Source organism: Streptomyces pathocidini, from assembly GCF_001418495.1.
Taxonomy (GTDB): domain Bacteria; phylum Actinomycetota; class Actinomycetes; order Streptomycetales; family Streptomycetaceae; genus Streptomyces; species Streptomyces pathocidini.
In genome coordinates, this window is sequence record NZ_LIQY01000579.1 from 1 (window position 1) to 1811 (window position 1811).

The following is a 1811-nucleotide window of genomic DNA, read 5'->3' on the forward strand; positions in this document are numbered from 1 at the left end:
TACGGGACTTCGGCCCGCCGCCGGGCGCCCCTACGCCGCCCGCGGGCCAGGACTTCCGCGGCAGTGACGACTGGACCCTGCCGCCACCGCAGCCGCCCCAGGGGCCGCCCTCCCACGCCCCGCAGGCCCCGTACGGCGCCCAGCCGCCGCGGCCCGGCGCGGACTGGGTCGCCGTGGTGGCCCCCGACCACGAGTACTTCCGGGCGATGATGGGCCGCAGCGGCCCCGAGGCGGCCGGCCTCAACCTGCCCTACGCGCCCGAGCAGCGGCACCCGCTCTCCGGGCGGCAGGTCACCATCGGGCGCCGCCGCCCCAGCACCGGCGAGTCCCCCGACATCGACCTGGGCGGCCGGCCGGAGGACCCGGGCGTCTCCCACCAGCACGCGACCCTCGTCGCCCAGCCGGACGGCTCCTGGGCGGTGATCGACCAGAACTCGACGAACGGCACCACGATCAACGGCGGGGACGACCCGATCCGGCCGTTCGTCCCGCACCCGCTCCAGGAGGGCGACCGCGTCCACGTCGGCGCCTGGACCACGATCACGGTCCGCCGGGGCTGAGCCCGCCACCCGCGGAGACGGCGGGGCCCCGCGGAGGTCCGGGATCACCGCCCGGCGGGCTCCGGCGCACGTCTGAGACCATGGAGAGCGTGACTGAGATTCCACGGGGCACGGTGCCGGAGCAGACCTTCTACGAGCAGGTCGGCGGGGAACCGGTCTTCCGCAAGCTGGTGCACCGCTTCTACGAGGGCGTCGCGGCCGACCCGGTGCTGCGGCCGATGTACCCGGAGGAGGACCTGGGCCCCGCCGAGGAGCGGCTGGTCCTCTTCCTCATCCAGTACTGGGGCGGTCCGCGCACCTACAGCGACAACCGCGGCCACCCGCGCCTGCGGATGCGGCACGCGCCCTTCACCGTGAACCGCGAGGCGCACGACGCCTGGCTGCGCCACATGCGCGACGCGGTCGACGAGCTGGAGCTGGCCCCGGAGCACGAGACGCAGCTGTGGCGCTACCTCACGTACGCCGCCGCCACGATGATCAACACCCCGGACTAGAGCGCCGGTTGGCGTCGCACGCCACGGCGCCCGCCCGGACGCCCCGGGCGCACGGTTTGTCCGGCCCGAGGGTGCCCAGCCGAGCCGGGGGTGTCCAGTCGAGGATGTCCGGCCCGGGAGTATCCAGCCGGAGGCGTCCGGCCCGGGGGTGTTCAGCCCGAGGGTGTCCACCTGGAGGTGTCCGGCCCGGTTTATCCGGCCCGGGGGTGTCCGTTCTCAGGAAGGGGTGACCGCAAGCCCTGGAAGCCCGGCCCGGCGTACGGCGATCGAGCCGTACGGCGTCCGCAGCCGCAGCCAACTCCCCGCCGCGAGCAGGGCGGTGGGCTGCGGCGCCGGATCGGCGGGAGCGGTCCGCACCCCGCCGACGGCTGCCGAACCGGCGCCGCCCGACGGAGAACCGGTGCCGCCCGGTGGAGAACCGGCACTGCGGGCCGCGCCGCCCGCGGCCCCGCTTCCGCCGCGGGCGGCCGGCACGGCGCCCGTCGGCCGCAGGAAGCCCAGCGCCTGCGCCGCGTGGGCGGCGCGCAGCGGCAGACCGGTGGAGCCGAGGGTGCGGGACCAGATCTCGCGCCCTATGCGGTCGAGTTCGGCGCGGGTGCGCCCGTCCTCGGGGAGGGCCGCGGTGCGCTTGCGGAACTCGGCGACGGCCGCCGCGACCACCGCCCGTACGTCCTCGGCCCCCGGCAGGCCCTCGACCCGGAGCCAGCCGCCCCGCGGCGGCAGCACCCCGGCCCAGGGCGGCCCGGTGACCGCCTCG

Annotated in this window: 3 protein-coding genes; 2 read left to right on the forward strand and 1 reads right to left on the reverse strand. The window is 76.9% G+C overall.

Translation table 11 applies throughout. The features are described from left to right. Positions 1–560: FHA domain-containing protein (locus AOK16_RS22945; protein ID WP_157859316.1), on the forward strand; the 560-nt coding region annotated here is incomplete at its 5' end. Positions 561–649: 89 nt separating this feature from the next. Continuing rightward, positions 650–1054 (forward strand): globin, encoded by a 405-nt coding sequence (locus AOK16_RS22950; RefSeq protein ID WP_055474053.1) that lies wholly within the window; start codon positions 650–652, stop codon positions 1052–1054. A 216-nt stretch (positions 1055–1270) separates the two neighbouring features. On the opposite strand, the gene AOK16_RS22955 is transcribed toward AOK16_RS22950, so the two are convergent. Continuing rightward, a partial coding sequence (locus tag AOK16_RS22955; protein WP_478072610.1) for a DUF8185 domain-containing protein occupies positions 1271–1811 on the reverse strand: 541 nt, incomplete at its 5' end.